The 22,227-nt window shown below is 62.1% G+C and carries 18 protein-coding genes; 12 read left to right on the top strand and 6 right to left on the bottom strand.

What is annotated here, in order from left to right:
• Positions 1-130 precede the first annotated feature (130 nt).
• Positions 131-1,285 (top strand): DNA methyltransferase, encoded by a 1,155-nt coding sequence (locus tag SM755_RS18300; protein ID WP_323173907.1) that lies wholly within the window; start codon positions 131-133, stop codon positions 1,283-1,285.
• Positions 1,286-1,288: 3 nt separating this feature from the next.
• Here the strand turns inward: SM755_RS18300 and SM755_RS18295 are convergent, their stop codons facing one another.
• A complete protein-coding gene (locus SM755_RS18295; RefSeq protein WP_006666519.1) occupies positions 1,289-1,939 on the bottom strand; it encodes a TrkA family potassium uptake protein in 651 nt (216 codons plus the stop codon).
• Between the two features lie 183 nt (positions 1,940-2,122).
• On the opposite strand from SM755_RS18295, the gene SM755_RS18290 reads away from it, so the two are divergent.
• Positions 2,123-3,568, top strand: coding sequence for an NCS2 family permease (locus SM755_RS18290; RefSeq protein WP_323173906.1), 1,446 nt, complete (start codon positions 2,123-2,125; stop codon positions 3,566-3,568).
• Positions 3,569-3,790: 222 nt separating this feature from the next.
• Positions 3,791-4,036, top strand: a complete 246-nt coding sequence (locus tag SM755_RS18285; RefSeq protein ID WP_323173905.1) for a glutathione S-transferase N-terminal domain-containing protein — start codon at positions 3,791-3,793, stop codon at positions 4,034-4,036.
• Positions 4,037-4,172: 136 nt separating this feature from the next.
• Here SM755_RS18285 and SM755_RS18280 read toward each other — a convergent pair whose 3' ends face one another.
• Positions 4,173-5,138 (bottom strand): transcriptional regulator, encoded by a 966-nt coding sequence (locus SM755_RS18280; protein ID WP_006666522.1) that lies wholly within the window; start codon positions 5,136-5,138, stop codon positions 4,173-4,175.
• 235 nt (positions 5,139-5,373) lie between these two features.
• Here SM755_RS18280 and SM755_RS18275 point away from each other — a divergent pair, with 235 nt between their 5' ends.
• The gene (locus SM755_RS18275) at positions 5,374-6,762 is read left to right on the top strand and encodes a tRNA(Ile)(2)-agmatinylcytidine synthase (protein ID WP_323173904.1); all 1,389 of its coding nucleotides are present in this window, start codon (positions 5,374-5,376) and stop codon (positions 6,760-6,762) included.
• Positions 6,763-6,797: 35 nt separating this feature from the next.
• On the opposite strand, the gene SM755_RS18270 is transcribed toward SM755_RS18275, so the two are convergent.
• Positions 6,798-7,001, bottom strand: coding sequence for a hypothetical protein (locus SM755_RS18270; protein ID WP_006108815.1), 204 nt, complete (start codon positions 6,999-7,001; stop codon positions 6,798-6,800).
• 210 nt (positions 7,002-7,211) lie between these two features.
• Between SM755_RS18270 and SM755_RS18265 the strand changes: the two genes are divergently transcribed.
• From SM755_RS18265 to SM755_RS18235, 7 genes are all read left to right on the top strand, one after another.
• The gene (locus SM755_RS18265) at positions 7,212-8,324 is read left to right on the top strand and encodes a GTP-binding protein (protein WP_323173903.1); all 1,113 of its coding nucleotides are present in this window, start codon (positions 7,212-7,214) and stop codon (positions 8,322-8,324) included.
• A 96-nt stretch (positions 8,325-8,420) separates the two neighbouring features.
• Positions 8,421-9,458: a hypothetical protein gene (locus tag SM755_RS18260; protein ID WP_323173902.1), complete on the top strand. Its 1,038-nt coding sequence runs from the start codon at positions 8,421-8,423 to the stop codon at positions 9,456-9,458.
• A 99-nt stretch (positions 9,459-9,557) separates the two neighbouring features.
• Positions 9,558-11,294 carry a Na+/H+ antiporter NhaC family protein gene (locus SM755_RS18255; RefSeq protein ID WP_323173901.1) on the top strand — a complete coding sequence of 579 codons (1,737 nt, stop codon included), beginning with the start codon at positions 9,558-9,560 and terminating at the stop codon, positions 11,292-11,294.
• Positions 11,295-11,342: 48 nt separating this feature from the next.
• The gene (locus SM755_RS18250) at positions 11,343-12,134 is read left to right on the top strand and encodes a VOC family protein (protein ID WP_323173900.1); all 792 of its coding nucleotides are present in this window, start codon (positions 11,343-11,345) and stop codon (positions 12,132-12,134) included.
• A gap of 158 nt (positions 12,135-12,292) precedes the next feature.
• Positions 12,293-14,020, top strand: a complete 1,728-nt coding sequence (locus SM755_RS18245) for a sugar transferase (protein ID WP_323173899.1) — start codon at positions 12,293-12,295, stop codon at positions 14,018-14,020.
• A 90-nt stretch (positions 14,021-14,110) separates the two neighbouring features.
• Positions 14,111-14,725, top strand: coding sequence for a hypothetical protein (locus SM755_RS18240; protein ID WP_323173898.1), 615 nt, complete (start codon positions 14,111-14,113; stop codon positions 14,723-14,725).
• On the top strand, positions 14,709-15,233 hold the full coding sequence (locus SM755_RS18235) for a metal-dependent hydrolase (protein ID WP_323173897.1): 525 nt from the start codon (positions 14,709-14,711) through the stop codon (positions 15,231-15,233). Before SM755_RS18240 ends, SM755_RS18235 begins: the two co-directional genes overlap by 17 nt.
• Before the next feature lie 41 nt (positions 15,234-15,274).
• Here the strand turns inward: SM755_RS18235 and SM755_RS18230 are convergent, their stop codons facing one another.
• From SM755_RS18230 to SM755_RS18220, 3 genes are all read right to left on the bottom strand, one after another.
• Positions 15,275-17,863, bottom strand: coding sequence for an MMPL family transporter (locus SM755_RS18230; RefSeq protein ID WP_323173896.1), 2,589 nt, complete (start codon positions 17,861-17,863; stop codon positions 15,275-15,277).
• 36 nt (positions 17,864-17,899) lie between these two features.
• Positions 17,900-19,513 (bottom strand): hypothetical protein, encoded by a 1,614-nt coding sequence (locus SM755_RS18225; protein ID WP_323173895.1) that lies wholly within the window; start codon positions 19,511-19,513, stop codon positions 17,900-17,902.
• 337 nt (positions 19,514-19,850) lie between these two features.
• Positions 19,851-20,279 carry a thiol-disulfide oxidoreductase DCC family protein gene (locus tag SM755_RS18220; protein WP_323173894.1) on the bottom strand — a complete coding sequence of 143 codons (429 nt, stop codon included), beginning with the start codon at positions 20,277-20,279 and terminating at the stop codon, positions 19,851-19,853.
• 241 nt (positions 20,280-20,520) lie between these two features.
• On the opposite strand from SM755_RS18220, the gene SM755_RS18215 reads away from it, so the two are divergent.
• Positions 20,521-22,215, top strand: a complete 1,695-nt coding sequence (locus tag SM755_RS18215) for an HTTM domain-containing protein (RefSeq protein WP_323173893.1) — start codon at positions 20,521-20,523, stop codon at positions 22,213-22,215.
• The last annotated feature ends 12 nt before the right edge of the window (positions 22,216-22,227 follow it).

Raw genomic sequence — 22,227 nt, 5'->3', positions numbered from 1 at the left:
GGGCCGTTTTCGCTCCGCTACGAGTTTTTAGTCGCCGCTGCGCGTTTTGTCGGAACGGTGTGCGTGCAGACTGGAATCAAGTCTTTAAGGCGGGTGGGTGTGCACCCAGAGGATACAGGAGATACTGAGCATGGCAGACGACGAGGGCGACGCGGACGAAACAGGGCGACACCGACAGAGCCGACTCGTCACCGACGACGACGGCCAGTTCGATGCCGAGCGCGCCCGCACCGAATCCCTCCCGATCGAAGACGGCGACATCATCGACACGGATGAACTCGCCGACCACCAGCACTATGTCGAGGGGAGAGGGATCTACGACGACCGAAACCGGGTCAACGACCTCACCGGCAAGGAGTGGAAGTACGCGACCAAATCGGTAATCGCGGAGGGCTATCCGCCAGACGTGCAACACGACTTGCGCAGCGAACATGGCGGACAGAAACCGCCCAGACTCTGTGCGGACCTTATCGACCGGTTCAGCAAGGCCGGCGACACGGTTCTCGATCCGTTCGCCGGCGTCGGCGGGACCCTCCTCGGCGCGAGTTTCTGCGAACACGAGGGCACCGGTCTCCGGGAGGCTATCGGCTTCGAACGTACCGAACGCTGGATCGAAATCTACGACGATGTCCTCGAGCGCGAGAACGACGCCCGCAGCGCACGCGGCGAACCCGAACTCGCCGCACAGGAACTGCGCCACGGCGACTGTCGCGATCTGATCGAGGACGTGCCCGACGACAGCGTCGATCTCCTCCTGACCGACGTTCCCTACTGGCACATGGACGAACTCGAGCAGACGCGAAACGAACGCGAGACGCGGGAGAGCAAGCTGGGGTCGTTCGACGCGAACACAACAGACGGAGCAGACGCAACGAATGCAAACAGTGAGGGAACAGCAGAGACCGGGATCGGAACCGAGTCCGAATCCGAGTCCGAATCAGAATCAGAATCCGAATCCGAATCAGCAACCGCAACGAAAGCCGACTGGCTCGCCGACATGGCCGCGAAATTCGACCGCTTCACCGACGCCGTCGCCCCCGACGGCCACATCGTCGTCTTCATCGGCGACATGTACCGCGACCAGTCCTACGAGTTCCTCTCGGCTGAACTCGCACGGGCAATCGAGTCGACCGCGCCGGTGACGCTCGCGGCGAATTTGATCTGGTACGATCCGACGAAGGACTTGCATGTCTACGGCTATCCGTTCTCGTTCGTGCCGTCGATGGTCCACCAGAATATACTCGTGTTTCGACCGGACGGGGAATCCACGGCTGACCGGGCATAGCGGCTACTGTAGCGCCGCTCGGACCTCGTCTGCACTGCTGGTTTCCGTCACGACGGCGACTTCGTCGCCGGCCTCGAGTTCGGTACCGGGAAGCGGGATAGTAAGCGATTCGCGCGCGCGACCGTGAGCGTAGATGCGGGCGGACTCCGGCAGGTCGAGTTCGCTCATTCGTTTGCCGATAGCGGCTGACTCGTCCGGAATCTTGAGGACGGTGAGCTGGAGGGTTGCCGCTAGGTCGGTGACGACGTTGAAGTCCCCACCGAGCATGGCGGTCTTCGCGCCGGCGGCACCGAGGCGTTCGGGGTAGATGATCTCGTCGACTTCGTCCGCGTACTGTTCGTAGATGTCCTCGCGGTAGTCCTCGTCGATCCGGAGTGCGGTCCGACAGCCGTGGTGGTTGCCGACCATGCAGGCGGCGAAGTTGGCGTTGAGGTTGGGTGTAAACGCGCCGATAGCGTCGGCGGTTGCGATCCCGGCGTCGGTGAGGACTGCCTCATCGGAGCCGTCGCCGTGGATCGTCTCGAAGCCCTCGTCCGCGGCTCGGTCGATCCGGTCGTGGTCGTTGTCGACGATGACGACCTCGTGGCCTTCCTCCGAGAGGATGCGGGCCGTTCGCGAGCCGACTCTTCCGTATCCCACGATGACGAATCTCATGGTACCACAGTACGTAGCCGGGGCTAAAATACGTTGGTCCTGATAGAACCTCGGTCGCAGTCGTTCAACGGTGTGCGGACGGCGCTCCGCGTGGCCGGGTGTATACACGAATGTGTATGCCACTGGCGGGAAGGCAGACGAAAACTCTTAACTAAGGTCTGTGGTTATGCTTGACCATCCAACATGGGGGTTACCGAAACGATCGCGGATTACTTCGGATTCGACGAGTACGAGACGGACCTCTCGACCGAACTGATCGCGGGGCTGACGACGTTTCTGGCGATGTCGTACATCATCGTCGTCAATCCGCTCATCCTGGGGGAGGCGATCGAGATAGAGGGCTACTCCGGAGCGCAGGTGACGCAGATGATCGCCGTCGCGACCATCCTCGCGTCGGTCGTCGGGACCACGGTCATGGCGCTGTGGGCGAATCGCCCGTTCGGACTCGCACCCGGCATGGGTCTGAACGCGTTCTTCGCGTACACCGTCGTCCTCGGTCTCGGCGTGCCCTGGCAAGTCGCCCTCGCCGCCGTCTTCGTCGAAGGACTCATCTTCATTCTCCTGACGGTGGTCGGCGCGCGCCGCTACATCATCGAACTGTTCCCCGAACCCGTCAAGTTCGCCGTCGGTGCCGGGATCGGGATCTTCCTGCTCTTTCTCGGCCTGCAGGAAATGGAACTCGTCGTCTCCGACCCCGAAACGGCCGTCACCCTCGGCAACGCCGCGACCAGCCCCATCGCCGCCCTCTCGGTCGTCGGCCTCGCCCTGACGCTCGCCCTCTACGCCCATGGCACCCGCGGTGCAATCGTCATCGGGATCGTCTTCACCGCCCTCGCCGGCTGGCTGGTGACCCTTCTCGGCATCGTCTCACCGAGTGAACTCGCACTCGAACGAGAGTATAACTTGGTCACGAACGACGGACTAAGCGGTATCATCGACTTAATTCTGAACGTCCAGTACGACTTTACGCCGCTCATCGCCGGCTTCGTCGACGGCCTCGGAATGATCGCCGAAGATCCGGTCGTCTTCGCACTCGTCGTCTTTACCTTCTTCTTCGTCGACTTCTTCGATACGGCGGGCGCGCTCATCGGCGTCTCCCAGATCGGCGGCCTCCTCGACGAGGAGGGGAATCTCCCCGAAATCGAAAAGCCGCTACTGGCTGACGCCGTCGGCACCACCGTCGGCGCGATGATCGGCACGTCGACCGTTACGACGTTCGTCGAGTCCTCCGCCGGACTCGAGGAGGGCGGCCGAACCGGCTTCACCGCGCTCGTCGTCAGCGGGTTCTTCGTCCTCTCGTTGCTCTTCGTCCCCCTAATGGCCATCATCCCGCAGTACGCGATCTACGTCGCCCTCGTCGTCGTCGGTCTCATCATGCTCCAGGGCGCAGCGGACATCGACTGGCAGCACCCGGCCTGGCTCATCCCCAGCGGCCTGACGATCACGGTCATGCCGCTTACCACCTCGATCGCGAACGGACTCGCCGCCGGGATCATGAGCTACCCTCTCGTCAAAGCCGCCGTCGGCGAACGCGCCGACGTTTCGCCCGGCCAGTGGGCCCTCGCCGTCGCGTTCGTCCTCTACTTCGGCGCGTACTTCGCCACCGACGCCGGATTCCTGACGTTCTAACTCTCTTTCTCTCCACTCCGCTTCGTTCCACAATTAGGCCTCTTTCGCCCGATTTTCCCGGTTCGGTCCACCTACTCTGCCCCGCAGAGTTAGTGACACGAGAATCAGTCGCCAAACACCAGGACACCGCCGACGGAATCTCGAACGCGGAACCTCAACTACTCGAGGCCGATACCCGCCGCGACCGGTGCGCTCATACGTTCCGCGTCATTATCTTGCGCTATGGCTGCCATTACCATGTACGAACTCCCCGGCTGTCCGTACTGCGCGAAAGTCCGCTCGAAACTCGACGAACTCGAACTCGAATACGATACCATCGAAGTACCACGCTCACACGGCGAGCGGACCGAAGTCGAGGACGTAAGCGGCCAGACCGGCGTCCCCGTCATCACCGACGAGGACAACGGTATCGACGGAATGCACGAAAGCGACGACATCGTCGAATACTTAGAAGAAACCTACGCGTAGAGCCGATTCTCGGGCGAACAAGCGGCTATTCGTTGGTTACTGACGTTCACCAGAACGGACGATCAGCCGTTGGTTCACACCACACCAGTAATACTAAATACTATGCATATTGTCCGGAAATATACCGTCGGAGAACTCAAGCCGCCTCCTCGTGCTCTGCTCGCTCCCGAATCACGTCCCGAAGTTCGTCCGTGTCGTGTAGATCCGCGAGTTCGTCGCGCTCGACGAGCGCGGTACCGTCGACGGCGTCGCGTTTCGCCCGGTCGACGACGTAGACGGAGCGCGTGCGAGTGACGCGGCCGATCGAACTCATGATGCGGGCGCGTTTTTCGGCGGCTTTGGTGAACTCGGAGTGGCCGGTGAGGACGACCTCGCTGTCGTCTTCATCCTTGCTGACGGCCTTGAACGGCGAGCGGATCGTCGGGTGGACGCTGTAGCCAGCCCGCGTGAGGACGGCGACGACCTGTTCGTCGCCGGGGTCGGCTTCGGGGTCGTCCGGCGTCGACTCCGTCTCGTGGACATCGTCGGTTCCGTCGAGGACGTCGACGGGACTGGTTAGCGGTGCCTCGAAGAGGTCTTCGAGCGCCATGGCGACCTCGACGGAGGCGTTCATCCCGTCCTCGTACTTCGAGACGGTCCGACGGGAGACGCCGAGTTCGCTCGCGAGTTGGCCGAGACTCCAGTCGCGGTCCTCGCGTTCGTCGGCGAGCAAATCGCCGTCGATGTTGACGTAGAGACCACCCGGTGCGGCGTAGATCAGCGGCGGGACGCCTTCGATAAACAGGTTGTACGCGGTATCGGGGCTGAAGACCGGAACGCCGTGCCGGAAGTAGACGACATCCGGTTTGAGATCCTCGTCGCGACTGCGCAAGCCGATCACGATCGGCGTCGCCTGCAGGTAGGTACCGAGACGACGCATCTCGTGGCCGGTCGCCTCGTTGAAGGCATCGATGTTGCCGAGAATCTTGACGAGTAACAGATCCTCGCCGCGACGCGCAGCGATATCGAAACTCTTCGGTCGGATCGCACACCGGTCGCTCACCACGAATCCCGCGTCCTCTAACATCGCGGTCACGTTGCCGACCAGTGCGGAGCGGGACATAGGGGGATGTAAGCTATTCCTCGTATAAGAGCGTTTCCCCGCGATGCCCGTCTGCGGTGTCGCGATTGCGGGGTGTATCAGCAGTATACTTATATACTGCTTCCGTTGCGTTGTGATAATTGTTCGTTCCGGCCGCCGCTCCACCGCCGCCGTCCTCACGGCATCCGTCCCGCCCCAGCTAACACACGCCACCCGCATCGAAAGGCGTTACTCGCCGCCGGTACAACCACCGTCGATGACCGTCGTCGGGATCGACGATACGGACTCCCGCGAACGCGGCATGTGTACGACCTACGCCGCCGCGACGATTGCCGAGCAACTGCGCCGCGACGCCGGCGCTTCGATCGATCGCATTCTCCTCGTCCGACTCAACCCCGCCGTCGAGTTCAAGACGCGCGGAAACGCGGCGCTCGCGATTCACACTGATTGCGATCCCGCCCGCGCGTTCGAACTCGCACGCGCTGAACTCGAGTCGCTCGCGGAAACGCAGGACGAACGGACGAACCCGGGGTTGGTCGTCGCCGATGTCCGCCCGGATGCCGACGACCTGCCGGCTGAACTCGGCCGGTTCGCGATGCGGGCGATTCGAGAGCACCTGTCCATCGAGGAGGCCGGGGCCGTAATCGACGGCTACGGCTACCGGTCGTGGCACGCCGGTAACGGTCGCGGGCGGATCGGCGCGCTGGCCGCGATCGGTGCCTGGCGCGCGCTCTCTGCGTGGACCTACGAGTTCATCTCCTATCGCGAGCGGGAGCGCTGGGGGACGACGCGGACGGTCGATCCCGAGAGCGTCTTCGCCGCGGCGGAGCGGGGGTATCCTGCGGTCTGGGACACCGTCGACCGCGGCGAGAACGAGACCGTTTGCGTGCCCCACACTCCGGGGCCGATTCTGCACGGCATCCGCGGGGACGATCCCGATCGGGTCTGTCGGGTCGCCGACCGGATCGAGAGCGAGCCGGTTCGGACGAGCCAGTTGTTCGTCACGAACCAGGGGACGGACGTGCATCTGCGGGATCTGACTGGGGACGAAGCGGGCGGACGAGCGCAGGAACCGGAGTCAAAAGCCAGCCATACGCCAGTCGAACTGCAGGACGGCCGTTCCTATCAGCTCGATGTACGCGTCGCCGAACCGCCCGAAACGCGGCGCGGAGGGCACGTGTTCGTCGACGTGGCTACAGACTCCGACGGAACTCGAGCGACGGCCGGCGACGGAGACACTGTTCCCGCTCCGCGGTCACGCCCCACACTCACCTGCGCCGCCTTCGAACCCACGAAACGCTTTCGCGACCGCGTTCGTAACCTTCGTCCCGGCGACGACCTCACCGTCTGCGGCGAACTCGCGGGCGGCACCCTCAAACTCGAGAAGTTCGCCGTCCGCGACCTCGTGACCACTGAACTCGTCACTCCTACCTGTCCGGTCTGCGAGCGGACGATGGAAAGCGCCGGACGAAATCAGGGGTATCGCTGTCGCGACTGCAAGACGAGTGCGGCCGGAAAAGAGCGGGTACCGATCGAGCGCTCGCTCGAGCGCGGCTGGTACGAGGTGCCGCCGTGTGCGCGACGACACATCGCGAAGCCGCTGGTCCGGGGCGGATTCGACGGCCCGGTTCACCCGGAGCGCTGATCGCCGGGCTCTCCAGCCGGGACGATCAGAGACAGTCAGGGCATACTGACGCCGCGGCGCACGAGAAACTCGCTTGCGTCCTTGATCTCGACCGGACTGCCGATGATCCGATAGTAGCGCTCGCCCTCCGGAACGATCGTCACGACGAACTCGTCGTCGAGCCGTGGCTCGAGGTTCTCGAGCGTCTCCCGAGGGAGCACGATCTGCGTACTCTCGCGCAACTGCGACGGATCCGACATTCGTCTAGGGATCGTCTATTCGCACCCCGTTTATGTGTGTCGAAATTTATTTGTATTGGTGACGGTGTGGCTGGACGACACCGGATACGGGACGAACCGCGAGTGATACCTGGGGCTCGCTGGGAGCCCGTCGTCACCGCATCGCAGTTCCCGCTGCTCGTTCCGTCGCATGGAAAGGGTTTTTCGGGACGACCGGCTGGGTATAGACAAATGGGGCTCGAGGAGGATATCGAGGAGATCGAAGACGAAATCGCCAACACCCCCTACAACAAGTCGACCGAGGCCCACATCGGTCGCCTCAAGTCCAAGCTCGCGGAGAAAAAGGAAAAACTCGAGAACCAGCAATCCGGCTCCGGCGGTGGCGGCGGCTACTCCGTCGAAAAGCACGGCGACGCGACGGTCGCGCTCGTCGGCTTCCCGAGCGTCGGGAAGTCCTCGATGCTGAACTCGTTGACCAACGCCGAGAGCGAGACGGGGTCCTACGAGTTCACGACGCTCGATGTCAACCCGGGGATGCTCAAGCATCGTGGCGCGAACATCCAGATGCTCGACGTGCCGGGGTTGATCGAGGGCGCTGCGTCGGGGCGCGGTGACGGACAGCAGGTGCTCGCGGTCGTCCGAAACGCGGACCTGATCGTGTTCGTGCTGTCGGTGTTCGAGATCGAGCAGTACGATCGGTTGCGGGAGGAGCTGTACGACATTAACATTCGAGTCGATCAGAAGCCGCCGCGGGTGACGGTGCGGCCGAAGATAAAAGATGGGATCAAGATCACCTCGAGTACCGAGCAGGACCTCGATGAAGAGACGATTTCGGACGTGTTGCGCGATCAGGGGTACGTCAACGCCGACCTCAATTTACAGGAGAACGTTACGATCGACCGGCTGATCGACGGTCTGATGGAGAACCGGGAGTACATGCCGTCGATTACCTGTGTCAATAAGGTCGATCTGATCGAACCGTCTTACAAGGAGACGGTCGACGAGCAACTTCGCGAGCGCGACCTCGATCCCGAGGAGGTGACGTTCATCAGCGCCGAGAAAGAGAAGGGACTCGACGCGCTCAAGGATCGGATCTGGAACAACCTCGATTTGATCCGCATCTATATGGACAAGCCGGGTCGCGGCATCGACTGGGAGGAACCGCTCGTGGTCGAACGAGGGTCCACCGTCGGTGAAGCCGTCTCCAAACTCGGCGGCGAGATGGAAGAGCGCTTCCGATTCGCCCGCGTGAGCGGACCGAGTGCGACTCACGACGAGCAGCAGGTCGGCGAGGGCCACGTGCTTGAAGACGAGGACGTGTTGAAGCTCATTTTACGGCGGTAGCGGTCGATCGAGCGGAGTCCGGTGTCGACTGTACCTGGGGATGCACAGTCGTTCGCCGGCACGAGACTTACCGGTCGTGCCGTTCTACGACCACCGATGTCGAAACGCCCGACCGGAACGATGGACGTGGATCGGCTCCTCGAACTCCGCGTGGCAGATGCCGTGCTCCCGGCCGAGGAGGATTCGGACCCGCTTCCGACCGACGCGGATCAGCGCCGCACCGAGAGCGGAGACGAGCGGACGTACGTCGTGGACATAACCGACCTCGTCGAGCGCACGGAACTTCCATCCGACCCCGTTATCGACTGGAACACCGACGACCGGGATGCCGATCCGATGCTCGTCTTCGCACCCCTTCCGCCGGACGAAATCGACAGCGCGGCCTTCCCGCGACGAGTCATCGAGACCGACGACGGAACGTACGCGCCCGTTCCCGACGACCTGCTGCGGGTCGATCCGGACAGCGGACTCGGTATCGACCTGGCGACCTACGATGACGACAACCCGCTGCTGTTCGAAGCCGTCGCGACCGACGAGACGATCGGACTCCTCCCGGCCAGGTTCGCCGACGGAACGCCGTTCGACGCCGAGCCGCTCCCTGAAACACCGTCCGAAAGCGATCCCGTCGCCGAGGAAACACTCGCTCACGAGTTCGAGGCCGACGCCGATACTGATACTGATACTGATACTGACACCGATACCGAAGCCACAACCAGGGCGACGCCGCGCCCCGAAACCGTCGACGCACCGATCGATGCGGAGATCATCGCAACCGTCGTCGACGAAACCGAAACCACCGAGAGTGAACTCGTCGACGCACTCGAGACGATCCACCAGCACGACCTCCTGACCATCGAGGATATCGTTCCCGGTCGAGAACCGCTCTCGATCGGCAGCCGCGTCATCTTCCCCGTCCCCGCGGACGCCTGGATGGGCGAGGTCGGCGCTGAACTCGACGCCGACGAGGGCGTTCTCGAGGCCGCTCGATCGGCCCACGAGAGACAGGCAAACCGGCTCCTCGAACGCGCGGGCGAAACGGACTACCGAGACGAACTCGCGGACGACGAGTTCGCAGTTGCGGTGTCGGTCGAACTGGATACTACCGAATGGAGCAATACTGGCGGTGTCGAGTGAGGATGGCTGACAACCCACAGTTCGCCGATACTCGGAGCAGAGACACGGCGACTTCGGATGCCGGTCCTATTTATACTGCGACTCGCTGAGTATGAGCATATGGCGGAAGCGCTCTCACTCGTGCCACCGTTGCTTGCGATTCTGCTCGCGATCGTGACGCGTCGGCCGATCCTGTCGTTGTTCATCGGGATCTGGTCGGGTGGCGTCATCGCAACCGGGAGTATCGGACTCGGACGAGCGTTCGGTTGGATCGCCGGTTCGATGGCGGATATGTTCCACGCTCAGATTCTCATCTTCACGCTGTTGCTCGGATCGGGCGTTGCACTCATCTGGCGACTCGGCGGCGCAACTGCGGTTCGAAACTGGGCGACCGCACGGCTCAAGACCCAGCGAAAGGCCGGACTCGCGGCCTGGATCCTCGGAATGCTCCTGTTCTTCGACGACTACGCCAATACGGCTATCGTCGGGAGTACGATGCGCGAGATTTCCGATCAGATGCGGATCTCCCGCGAGAAACTGTCGTACATCGTCGACTCGACGTCCGCACCGGTGGCGACGCTCGGCCTCTCGAGCTGGGTCGCCTTCCAGCTCTCGATGATCGAAGACGGGTATGCGAGCCTCGTCGACAGCGAGGAGGTCAACGTGGCTGCAGCGGAGACGCCGGATGCGTTCGACACGTTCGCCGCCTCGATCCCCTTTAACACCTACTCGCTGCTTGCGATCGTGATGGTCGGGATCATCATCATCTCGCGTCGCGACTACGGGGAGATGCTCGGTGCCGAGCACCGCGCCTGGCAAACCGGGAAAGTCAACCGCGATAATGCACAGCCGTTACAGGAAGCCGAGGACGACCTCCGTGCGCCGATCGAGAAACGACCGATGCTGCGGACGTTCTTCGCCCCGATCGGCGTATTGATCGCGGTCGCGCTCTCGGGTGCGTTCTGGACCGGGTACCAGACGTGGCTCACCGACCAGGCCGACGCGGGCGAGACGACCTCGCTCGTCACCGCGGTAGCCGGTGACGACCTCTTCGCGACGAGTTCGAACGCTGTCGGGGAGTTCATCGACATCCTCGGCAACGGCGACTTCGCCGCCGCCCTCATCTGGGGCTCGTTCGCAATGGTCGCGACGGCGATCGCCATCGGCATCGTCTACGATCTCTTCGACATCGACGACGGCATCGAGACCGTACTCGAAGGATTCCACCTCATGCTCACCGCCGTCACCGTGCTCGTCCTCGCCTGGGCCATCAGCGCCGTCGCCGAGGACCTCGGCACCGGCGACTACGTCGCAACCGTCGCGGAGGGCGTCGTCTCGCCCGAACTCCTCCCGATCGCCGTCCTGTTTGTCTCCGCGTTCGTCTCGTTCACCATGGGTTCGTCGTGGGCGACCATGGGCATCGTCACGCCGACCGCTATCACGGTCGCTTACAACCTCACCGGGAACTTCGAACTGATGCCGATCGTCGTCGGCGCAGTGTTCTCCGGAGCGATCTTCGGCGATCACACCTCGCCGATCTCGGACACCTCCGTACTCTCCTCGACGTTCACCGGCGCGGACCTCATCGACCACATCCGTACGCAACTGTACTACGCAAGCACCGTCGCTCTCGTCGTCGTCGTCTGTTACCTCCTCTATGGCTACCTCAGCGTCCCGCCCGTCGTCTTCCTCCCCCTCGGCGTGATTCTGCTCGTCGGCCTCGTCTACGCGTTCTCCGAACTGCAGGGTCTGCTCACGGGCGTCGATCCGAAACCGTCGACCGTCTCGACCGATGTCTCCCGCGACGGCCGGACCGTCGGGGCGCCCTCCGGTCCCGACCCCGAAGACGCCGAGTGAACCGCCGCCTTCGCCACGCTTTTTGTACCGCCGAGCGTGACCTCGCGTATGGACGGCACGCTCGACCACGTAATGCTTCGTGTCGCAGATCTGAACGACTCCCTCGAGTGGTACGAAACCCACCTCGATTACGAGGAGAAAGATCGCCACGAAGGCGACGGCTTCACCATCGTCTACCTCGGCCCCGAGGACATGCACGAGGACGGCGCGATGCTCGAACTCACCCACAACGAGGGCGAGGACGACCTCGATGTCGGCGACGCCTGGGGCCACATCGCCGTCCGCGTTCCCGAAGGTGAACTCGAGGACGCCTACCAGCAACTCATGGACGACGGCGTCGAGGACTACCGCGATCCCGAATCCTGCGGCGGTCGCTATGCGTTCGTCAAAGACCCCGACGGCCACGAAATCGAAATCGTCCAGCGCGATCAGGGCGCACGCTGGTCGCTCGACCACACGATGATCCGAATCGAGGACGCGGACGAGGCACTCGGATTCTGGACTCGCAAGTTCGAGTACGAACACACCGGTCGCTGGGAGGCCGACTCCTTCTCGAACTACTTCATGAAACCCGAAGGGGCCGCCCCCGAGGAGATGTCCGTCGAACTCACCTACAACTACGACGGTCGAAGTTACGACATGGGCGACGCCTGGGGGCACCTCTGCGTTCGCGTCGACGACCTCGAAGACGACTGGGACCAGTTGCTGACCCGCGAAACGGCCGACTACCGCGATCCGGAGAGCAACGACAACATGTACGCCTTCACGAAGGATCAGGACGGCCACGAGATCGAACTCCTCGAACGCGATCCGAGCGCCGACTCGCTGTTCCCGTTCTAAGGATTTCGCACGGAACGACTAGTTACCCGAATCGATCTTCTCTCCGATCACTACCGCAACTCGAGGCAGTCAGTTGAAATATACGTCCATTTCTGATATTGCCAGAAGGTGATACCTTCAACAACTTTATGCCGACGGCCGTTCGTTCCTCCGGACGAATGGTAACCGGGTGGCGATTTCGAATCGGAAGCGTTCTCGGCGTCATATTCCTGACGGCTCTTGCCGTTACCATCGCCAACCACCCAGTTTCACAAGCACTGTTTACGAGCGCCGTACCGTTGTTCAATCGGCTCGAAGTCACCGTCCTGACCGGTGAATCGTTCTTCTGGGCGATCCTGTTGAGCGTCTTCGCCGTAACCGTCTGTCTGCTCCCGCTCTATAAACCGCGTCCTCGACGAACCCTCGATACGGCCCTGTTCGCCCAGAAACGAGTGCTCGTCGCAACGTTCGTTCTCGCAACGCTTGGCTACTTCAAGTGGTCACATCGCCTCCCGCGGGCAACGCTCGTGATGCTGACCACGATTTTGCTCGTGACGATCCCCGCATTGTTTCTGGCCATCAGACGGCGGCCCGCCGGGTCGACCGGCCGAACGCTCATCGTCGGGGACGACCTCCCTCAGATCGAAGACATCTCCCCCGCCGTCGATGCGCCGCTCGTCGGCTATCTCTGTCCCTCAACCGCGACGACGCTTTCGTTCGACGAGGACCGCATCTACGAGGAATCACTGACGGCCGACGGCGGCGTTGCCCTCAGTGATTCGGAACCGGAATCAGAACCGGAACCGGAACCAGACACGGACGCGGACACGCCACAGCAACAGTCTCACACCCACGTTCACGAACAGCGTTCGAACGCGACTGTGAACTCCTCCACCACCCAAACGCAACAGCAGGCCCACGCCCAAGCCCAAACGCAGACCCAGGCCCGGACTCAGGCTCAGACCCAGAGCCAAACGCAGACCCAGGATCACACACTCACTCACGACCACAACCACAATCATACCCCCAATCAAAATCGCAGCCCCGACTCACACAACACCCACTCACAGCACACCGACTCCCACCAGACTGCACTCGATACGCTACCCAGACGCGGTGGCCTGTCGAGGCTCGAGACCGTTCTCGTCGAAGACGACATCGATACGGTCGTTCTTGCCTTCCACCAGCCGGATCGCGCAGAGTTCTTCGGTGCGCTCGATACGTGCCAGGAACACGGCGTCAGTGTGAAGGTGCATCGCCAATACGCCGACAGCGTCCTCGTCTCGCCCGGTGCCGTGGACAAACTCGTCGACGTCGACCTCGAACCGTGGGATCCGTTCGATCACTTCTTCAAGCGCGTCTTCGACGTAATCTTTGCGCTGATCGGACTCATCGTGTTCGCACCGATTATGGTAGCAATTGCGGCCGCGATCAAACTCGACAGTCCGGGACCGGTACTCTACAGTCAGGATCGAACCGCCGGCTTCGGCGAAACGTTTCCCATCTACAAGTTCCGGACGATGATCCCGGAGGGTGAAACGGCGATACCGACGACCGACGAGGAAAACGACCGGATCACGCGCGTGGGACACGTCCTCCGGCGGACGCATCTCGATGAACTCCCGCAGCTCTGGTCGATTCTACTCGGGGAGATGAGTGTCGTCGGTCCGCGGGCAGTCTGGACCGACGAGGAACCGATACTCGAACAGGATGCGCCCGCCTGGCGAAAACGCTGGTTCGTCAAGCCGGGACTAACGGGGCTTGCACAGATCAACGGGGCAAAGAGTACCGATCCGAACATGAAACTCCGGTACGATCTCGAGTACATTCGAACGCAATCGGTCTGGGTCGACTGCCTGATCGTCATCCGGCAAGTCTGGATGGTCATCGACGAGTTCAGGAGCTGAGGTGGGGGGTGCAGCGAAAGCGAGTCGCTGGCAACCGAATCGGAACACCTATTCCGACGGTTCCGTTCGCTTCTAACGAGTAACGGCTGCATGAGGGGACCGGGAACGGGATGGACTCGCGTAGTCACAATCGTCGCGGTAGTTGCTGTTCTCGGCGGGCTGTTCGTCTGGGCGGGGACGATGCCGACCGATCCGCTGGAACAACCCGCGGCAGACGAGACGGAGGTCCCCGGGGACCGAGATGCCTACGTCGGATCGACGGTGACACTCGGCGGGCAGGTCGTTGATACCGATCCGGTCGTCATCGCGACGAGGGCGAGCGGATACGGGCAGTTCACCGTTATCGACGCGACCGAAGCGCTACAGAATACGGACGGACCACTCGAGCGCGGCGATCACGTCACTGCGTACGGCACGCTCGAAGACGAGTCCACGCTCGTCGCCGAACGAACGCTGACGCGCGAGTCAAGCGAGGCGGGGTACATGTATCTCGTTTCGTTCCTCGGCGGGCTGTGGGTAGTCGGTCGGTTCGTTCGTGGCTGGCGGTTCGACTGGAAGACACGCGCGTTCGTCCCGCGAGAGCGCCCCTGGAGTCTCTCGCGCCTATTCGGTAACAACGAGCAGCCTCGACGGTCACGGCGCGGTTCTCGTGACGGCCGATCGTCGACCCAGTCAGATCGGACCGGAGATGATCGGCGTGCCTGACGTGCTGACGCACGTCCTCGTCGGGTACAGCATCGGGACCCTGCTCTCGTTTCGATACGCGTGGCTCCGACCGGCACACGTAACGCTGGTTATGATCGGGGCACTCTCGCCGGATTTCATGAAAATCGATCTGCTCGTTCCGGACGGCCTCGTCGGGTTCCTCCTCGGCATCCCGTTTTCGTGGGCACCGCTGCACACGCTCGTCGGTTCGCTGCTCGTTGCACTCGTCCTCGGAACGCTGCTCATCGCGCCTGCGCTTCGCTGGCGCGCGTTCGGCCTCTTCGTGGTCGGCGCACTCTCTCACCACGTCCTCGACGTTGCGCTCGTGACGGCAACGGGCTACTCCTACGCCGTCTTCTGGCCGTTGACGACGTACCGGTTCCCGGCTGCCGACCTCTTCCTGAGTAGTGACCGGTGGCCGGCACTGGTGGCCGGTGGACTCGCGCTTACAATCTGGCTGGTCGGGCACCGAATCACGACCCCCGAGGACGATCCCTCGCGCCTCTAGAGACAGAACGACAGTCGGAGAATAATCGACGACTGCTCCGTCTACGTCCAGGGCAATCGATCACTCGATCCGTAGCGCGTCTCGAGACGATCCCAGACGACGACCGTCGAGGGTAGTACGAGCAACGACGTGAGCCAGGCATAGAAGACGCCGAGTGCGAGTAGCAGGCCGAACTCCATGATCAGCGGGATCAAGGCGAAATACAGGACGCCGAGGCCGCAGACAGTCGTGAGCATACTTCCCGTAAGCGCCCCGCCCGTTCCCTGCACCGTCACGAGAAGCGCCTCGTACGTGTCATCGCGCGCTTCGAACTCGTCGACGAACCGGTGCATGAGATGGACGGTGTAGTCGACACCCAGTCCGATCGAAACCGAGAGGATCGGTGCGTTGATCGGACTCAACGGAATATCGAACAGGCGCATCGATCCGGCGAGCAACGCGACCGCGACGAGAACCGGAACGAGGTTGATCAGCCCATAGATTGCCCGCCCTTCGAGCCACCAGTACGAGACCACGAGGAAGGCGACCGTCAGGACAAACGCAACGATCAAACTCGTGATCGAAGACTCCGTCGTCTGTTCGATCACGCCCTGGAAGATGACGAGCTGGCCGGTCGCCGTGGCGTCCATGTCCATATCGTCGGCAACGTCCCTGGCAGCGGCAACTGCCTCGTCCTGGTCTGCATCGACATCGACCGGGATATCGATCCGCGTTGCACTCCGATCAGTCGTCAACCGATTTGCAGCCTCGTCCGCTGCCGCCGAGTCGAACAGCGCATCGTAGACAACGTCGATGTTCCGATCCGGGATTCCGTCACCCGTACTATCGTACCGTTCAATCGTTGCCGCGAACTCCGGATCGGCCGCAGCCTGTGTCTCGATCGTATCGAGAATCGTGTCAGCATCAGCCTGTCTGCCGTCCGTCTTGAACGCCTCCGGCGGATGCTGTAGTGACGAATTGATCTCTCGTAACGCCCCGTCCGAGCGTAACGCCGGATCATCCACGTAGATCGTTACCGATCCGTCGAGCCCTTGCTCGAAGTCTTCCTCCATGTAGTCCAGAACGGTCAGGAACGTATATTCCCCGGGAGCCAGCGGTTCGGGAAGTGTTTCGTACTGCTCCAGTCGTTCTTCGTCAGGGAAAAACGCCTCGTCGTCGAACTCCGTCTCGACCCCTGTCCCGTAGGCTGCACTTCCTGCACCGACGACGAGCGCCACGACGAGGAAGACAACCGGTACTGCCCGGGCAATGTAGACTCCAACAGGAAGTACCCGACCGAGCAGTGACTGGTCGTTCCCAAGTGGCGTCTGACCGAACGAGGGAATCCGAGTTCTCTCGCGGAGTCGGTCGAAGCCGACTTTCCCCGCTGGGAGGAAGACGCCGAAGATGAGGAACGTAAAGAGAATACCGGCGGCGGCGACGATGCCGAAGTCCCGGGTCATCTCGCTTAACAGGTTCGCCGCGAAACTAAAGACGGTCGTCAGCGTAACGATGAGAAGCGCGACGAACAGCTGTGTCGTCGTAATCTCCATCGCATCGCCGATCGACGCGCCCGCGGTCCGTTCCTCTCGATAGCGGTTGATGATATGAATCCCGAAGTCGATTCCGACCGCGAGCAACAACGGAAAGACGGTGATCAACGCGTCCGAGAACGGTATCCCTGCGATACCCATGAACCCGAACGTCCAGATCATCGTCATCGCGAGGGCGACGAGACCGAGTGCAAGATCGATCGGGTCCCGATAGGCGACGAGCAGGAAGAACAGGATGAGCAATAGTGCGGCCGGAAAGACGACGATCGCGGTATCGCCGAGCAACTGGAGGGTCTCTTCCTCGAGGATCGCATCGCCGAAGATGACGACGTTGTCGTCCGTGTCGAACCCCTCGATGTCGTCGGCGATCGCCTGCGTCTCGAACTGGAGGTCCGCGTAATCATCCGTCTGCGCCATCGGTGGCGTCTCGTAGGTGATCGCGATCTGGGCGACATCCGCACGCGCCGATTCGGGGGTGAAGTCGGTGCTCACCGGGAGGCCGCGGGTTTCGTCCGCTGTCGAGATCGCCGCTTCGAGCTGGCGCTGTGACGCACGATCGATGGCCCGATACTGTGCTTCCGCCGTCGTCGCCTTCGGATCGAGTTCCATCGCGATCAGCGACGCCGGGCTGGTCGCCGAGGCGACCCGAAGGTCATCGTCCGTCTGGATGCGGTCCTGGAACTCGAGCATCCGCAGTAGCGTCGGTTTCGACAGCACGTTGTGCTCGTCGGTGACGAACAGTTGTGCAGTCGTCCCGCCACTCGCTCGCTCTCCGCGCTCGAAGTCCTCCTGCATGTCCTCGAGCGCGTCTGCCTCTGCAGTCCCCTCCGTGAACTGGTCGGTGCCAGCCTCCTGCTCGCCGCCACCGACCATTGCACCGCCGAGAAACAGCGCCGTAAGGACGACAAACGCGAGAACGACCGTCCACGGCCGGTTCGTGATTAGTGCATTGATTCGTCTGGTGATGGGATCGTCACCGCGCGTCGTTTCGTCCGGGCCACCGTCACGGTTCGTCACTCGGCTAATCACCGAACTCGAACGATTGGTATCCGAGTCTTCCGGTGCCGTCTCCGGTGGCTGGCGATCCTGCGCAGTCATTCCTCGTATTCGAGGGAGGCCACAGTAGTCATCGTCTCAGTCACGTCGCCACCAGAACCCGAATCCGAGTCCGACAGCAGTCAACACCGCCATCACGCTGACCAGCGATCCGACGAACCCACCGCCGTCGTCAGTCTCGGCGGGCGAGACCTCGATCGGTTGCTGATAGACATCCGAAACGATCGTCTCGCCCCGCTCAGTTTCGTACTCGAAATCGAGTTCAACTGGATGGAGTTCGACGGGAGCATCGGCCGACGCAGCCACGTCGAACGAAATCGTCGTCGACTCGCCGGGATCGAGAGACGGGACGAACGCCGCATCGTTTCCGTTTGCGGTCGCGAGCGGGTTGTCTGCGTACAGTTTCGCGTCGATATTCGACAGCGTCTCCTGGCGCTCGTTGGTGAGTTCGAGTTCGATGGACGACTGGCCGTCCTGCGAAACGGTGGCGTTTGTGCCGGCCAGACCGAACTCGTCGTGTTCGTCGTCGACGATGACGCGGTCGGAAATAGGTCCGTCTTCGAGCGTCGTCTCGCCGTCGCTCGCGGTGAACTCGACCGAGAATCGCAACTGCCGAGGGCCGGCATCCGCCTGGCCGCTTACGTCAGTTGGATAGCGGAACGAGGCCGACTCGCCGGCCTCGAGTGCAGGGAGGGCGTATCGGGTGTCCTCGATAAACAGTGATTCGCTCATCGGCTCGACGATCAGTACGGCATCGTCGACCGCTCGCGGACCGTCGTTGGTGACGGTACCGGTGATCTCACCGTTGTAGCCGACCGAAAGGGTATCATCGATATCGGAAAGGGAGAACGACTGTTCGGACGACGGGGAGAGACTTGCCGTTTCGAGATCCGATTCGCGCTCGATTCCGGCTGTATCGCGGTAGCTGAACTGAATCTCGAGCGGTTTTTCGCCGCTACTCAGAGCGGCATCGAACCCGACATCGACCGAAAACGTGGTCGATTCATCCGGATCGAGGTCGCCGATGATCTCCTCGGCGGGTGCTTCGGGAGTGCTCCCATCGATCGTGACACCGGTTCCACCGGTCAGACGCGCTTGCGTCGCGTTTGCTCGTTCGGTTCCCGTATTCGTCACGCTGATCGTCGCCGGACCGCTCGCGCCGGGTTCGACGGCGGTCGAGACATCGGTGACCTCGAACCGAGGCTCGTCGGGAACGACCACTGTAACATCGTGGGTTTCCGAGGCGGTCAGACGCTGTGAGACGCCTGCTTTGTCCGAAACCATACTCGTGTACGCATAGCGAACGCGAACCGTCACCTCGTACTCGCCGGGTTCGACATCGTCCGGTACCTCGAGTTGCTGTGGAACCGAGACGATCTGACCGTCCTGAATCGGTCCAACTGGAGTCTCGCCCGACTGTGCCTCGAATGGACCGGTATCTTCGAGTTCAACTGTCGTCGCGCGGGCGGTGAGGACCTCCTGGCCAGTTCCCACGGTTAGTTCAGCGTCGTTTTGCACGTCGAGTTCGAGCGTGTCGACGCTTCCAGGAGAGACCTCGTTTTCCGGGAGGTAGACCTCCAGGTTTGGTTCGCCTCGGTCGAGTGCCCCACCAATAGCGGGGACGACGAGTAGTCCGAGGACGACAACCCCGAGAGCGAGCAGAACCGCTGGAAGCCGTCGACCGTGACTCATACCCGCCCTCCGCTGGGAGTGGGATGGCCCGTGTCTCGTGGCTCTCCGCCGACCGTCGAGTATCGTGTGCGGGCGACCCACAGCGACAACTGCCCAGATTGTGTCATTATCCGATAACTCGTTAGTTAGGATATATCTCTTTTGATTGAACGTTCAGTCAAGGAGTCTTTCATACCGACTGAAACATACTCAGAAGGTACCAGCAATGCAGTCGTCGATACCAGCGTTGCATCGACCGTCAGCAGTCCGTCCGAGTCGTCGTGTGAACAGTCGCCACCAGCGATCGACTTGAACTCGAGTCGGTCATTTGCAAGTCCCGTCCCCGGCCCAAATAGCCCTACTCGAGAAACCGCTGTTGAACGTTGCCGGTCGGCATCAGACACTGGTCTTTCTGGCCGAACAACCGATATCGGTTGGCCGCGACGAGTTCGTAAACGCGATCGCGGATAACGCGCGGTACGAACCGAAACGGGGAGAGCAGTCGGTAGATGCCGCCCAGAAGCGTGGCAATCCGGAGGACCGCATCGGACTTCACATAGCAATCGTCGCCCTCGATCAGGACGATCGATTCAAGTTCATCGGTGGGCAGTCCGTGTTCGGCGAGGAGTTTCTGGCCGGTGTCCGACTGGAGGGAGGCGAAGTAGAACTGTTCGTCGGTGTCACGCGGGACGAGAAATTGGACGAACCCGTTACAGAGGTTACAGACGCCATCGAAGAGGACGATCGGATTCTCGTCGGGGATCGCCGGCTCTGAACTCGCGCTCATTCGGGGCTGAAAGTTGGCTCGCGTGGTAGTTCAGCGTTTCGGTCCGATGGGTAGCGCAGTTGCGGGTCCTCGATATGCGGTCTGTCCGGTGGTTGTTCGGTCACTGCGCACCGCGTCTCGATGGCTGTTCGCTGTGCCGACAGCGGATTCAGGATCGTCTCGAAGCTGAGAGAGCGACTGTACCGTGCAACAAACTTATGCCAGTCTAGGCGAGACTCGGGATAGACGAACGGTCACGACGATGTCACAGGAACCGTCCGCCCCCTCCACCATGCGGAAGCGACTCGGCAAGAGCACCGACCGGTTCGGGCGTGCGATTCGGCGGCGGGTCGCTATCGACCGCCGTGCGCTCGCTGCCTTTCGGATTTCGATCGCCGCCCTCCTCATCGCCGACCTGGTGGGCCGAACGCGACTCCTCGGGATGTTCTATACGGACGCGGGCGTGCTCCCGCGCGAGGCGCTGTTTTCGGACTACTCGTCGTTGACTGCGTACTCGGTGCACACGCTTTCGGGAGAAGCGTGGGCGCAGTGGCTGTTGTTCCTCGTCGCCGGACTCGTCGCGCTGGCGCTGCTTGTCGGGTATCGAACGCGGATCGCGACGATCGTTTCGTGGCTCCTGCTCGTCTCACTCCACGTCCGCAATCCGATGGTGCTCAACGCTGGCGACGTGTTGCTCCGAATGTTGCTGTTCTGGAGTATCTTCCTGCCGCTCGGTTCCCGGTGGTCGATAGACGCTCGCCGGCGTAACCCGGCGCAGTCATCGGGAGACGCCGCGCCGACGATCGCGACGATCGGAACGATAGCCGTTCTGCTCCAGGTGTTGTTGATGTACCTGACCAACGCCGTCCACAAGACCAGAAGCGACATGTGGATGAGCGGCGAGGCGGTCGTCCACATCTTCCAGGCCGACCATCTGACGGTGCTGCTCGGAAACGTCCTTCCGGAGTACACCGCCCTGCTCGAGGTCTTTACGTCCGCGTGGATGGTTTTAATCGTCCTCTCGCCGCTCTTGCTCCTGCTTACTGGGGTGCCACGAGCATTGCTCGTAACCGGGTTCGCCGGAATGCATCTGGGCATGCTCGTGACGCTCCGGATCGGCCTGTTTCCGCTGATCGTCGTCGCCGGCCTCCTCCTGTTCTACCCGCCCGTCGTCTGGGACACTGCGAGTTCACTCGCGGCCCGCGTCGGTATCGCCGGCCCGCTCCGGCGCACGCTCGACAGACTGCAGTCTCGTGCACCCGTGCTCGCGCGTTGGGCTCCCGGGTCGTGGCTGCACTCTATTACGTCCGTATCGAACGAAAACTCGGACGCCGAGGACGCGACGGATGATCGCAGGAAGGATCGCATGGGCGACGATACAAACCCGCTCACGGCCGTCGCGAGCCGGGGACGCGTGTTCGTCACGACGATTATCCCCTGGCTCTTGCTCGTTCTCGTCGTCCTCTCGAACGCCGAAGCGGTCGGCTACACCGAAGTTCCCGACGCCGGAAACGAGGCGCTCGACACCCTGCAGGCCAGCCAGAGCTGGCGGATGTTCGCCCCGAACCCGACGTCGACGGCCCAGTGGTTCGTCGTTCCCGGTGAACTCGAAAACGGGACGACCGTCGACGCACTCCACGGATCAGGGGTCGACTGGGACAGACCGCCGAACGTCGACGGGACCTACGAGACCGCTCGCGAGCGCAAGTATCTCTCGAACATGCGCTTTGCGGGCAACGAGAATCACCACTCGTACTACGCAAACTACCTCTGTGATCGGTGGAACCGCGAGCACGACACGACCCTCGAGAATCTGACGATCTACGGGATGTCGGATCGCTCCGGGCCGTACACGGACGAACCCGACATCTCGAAATCCGAGGTCATCGAGTACGACTGCTCGGGCGAGTTCATCCAGGAGGAGGAGTCGGATGCAATCGTGGTCACTCCCGAGTGAGATGCCAGTTTT

It is taken from the genome of Natrialba sp. PRR66, from assembly GCF_034808065.1.
Lineage (GTDB): Archaea > Halobacteriota > Halobacteria > Halobacteriales > Natrialbaceae > Natrialba > Natrialba aegyptia.
This window is presented reverse-complemented; position numbering and strand designations above follow the sequence as displayed.